This window comes from Pseudoalteromonas sp. MER144-MNA-CIBAN-0113, from assembly GCF_040308965.1.
GTDB classification, from domain to species: domain Bacteria; phylum Pseudomonadota; class Gammaproteobacteria; order Enterobacterales; family Alteromonadaceae; genus Pseudoalteromonas; species Pseudoalteromonas tetraodonis.
Window position 1 is genome coordinate 1 of record NZ_JBEOOG010000166.1, and the last position, 1,256, is coordinate 1,256.

Annotated in this window: 1 protein-coding gene; it reads left to right on the top strand. The window is 38.5% G+C overall.

What is annotated here, in order from left to right; all coding sequences use genetic code 11:
* The first annotated feature begins 153 nt into the window (after nucleotides 1–153).
* Entirely contained in the window at nucleotides 154–1,185 is a 1,032-nt protein-coding gene (locus AAEY57_RS19175; RefSeq protein ID WP_350608572.1) for an nSTAND3 domain-containing NTPase, read from the top strand.
* The last annotated feature ends 71 nt before the right edge of the window (nucleotides 1,186–1,256 follow it).

Here is a 1,256-nt window from a genome sequence, read left to right on the forward strand (position 1 = left end):
TGTATAGCGATTTGATTTTTTCATAGTTCCAGTTTCTCAAGTTATTGAGTCTCTGGCAAACACGGGGCGATTCATATCGATGGAATAGAGTATTTCGCTGCATACGGGAAGGAACGAATCTCTCAGCTTATAGTTGAGTCACCACGGCTAAGAATGCTTGTGCCAAGAGTTTATGGATTAGGCGATTTAAGCCAAATTCTTGATGAGCGGGCAGGAGGGCAAGCAAAAGCAATTTTGAATTCGCTAGGTAATGATATTTCAAAGTTTGTATTAACCGATGCCTTTAATAGAAGTGCTAAGGCTCTAGTTGAGCATGGCTTTGTTTTGTTGCTAGGTGAGCCAGCATGTGGAAAATCAACCATTGCTGCATCTTTGGCATTAGGCGCGCTAGATGAATGGGGATGTAATACGTTTAAACTATGTTCAAGTGATGAATTTATACGTCATTGGAACCCAAATGAGCCGAAAAGACTGTTTTGGATAGATGATGCTTTTGGGGCTACTCAAGTTGATTGGAGCGCTACATTTGCATGGGCAAGAACTTTTCCACATATAAGTACTGCTATTAAAAACGGCGCCAAAGTTATATTTACATCACGAGATTACATATATCAAAGTGCAAAAGGTGATTTGAAAGAAAGCTCTTTGCCTGTGATGAAAGCTTCTCAGGTCGTTATTAATGTTCAAGATATATCTCAACATGAAAGAGAGCAGATATTATACAACCATATTAAGTTGGGAAATCAACCTCAGAGTTTTAAAAAAGAAGTTAAGCCCTTTTTAAAATATATTGCCAACAATGAGAAGTTCACCCCAGAGATAGCAAGAAGGCTTGGAGATAAGTTTTTCACGAGAGAACTTAGAGTTAGTAAATCAACATTGGTTAACTTTGTTGAAAGCCCTGTTGAGTTTCTTTTAGATGTTTTATCAACTCTAGATAAACAAAATATCTCAGCTCTTGCGGCCATTTTTATGAGGGCTGGAGCATTGGCAAGCCCGATTGAGTTAGCTGAAAGTGAATTGAATGCATTAAAACTACTTGGGGGAACACTTGATGGGGTAATTTCCTCACTCAAGTTTCTAGAAGGCAGTTTAACTTCCCAAAGCTTTGAAGAAGGGCAATATATCTGGAGATATAAACACCCAACTATTAGAGATGCTTTTGCTCAATATGTAGCTGTGTAGTGGTCAACTAATTTTGGCCACAGTTTTAGAATCTTGATATCTAATCTCAGATTCATTCGGCGCTAAACCAG

What these genes read in the sequence shown, in the direction of transcription:
- AAEY57_RS19175 (WP_350608572.1), top strand. Translation starts at nt 154, where the DNA reads ATGCTTGTGCCAAGAGTTTATGGATTAGGCGATTTAAGCCAAATTCTT.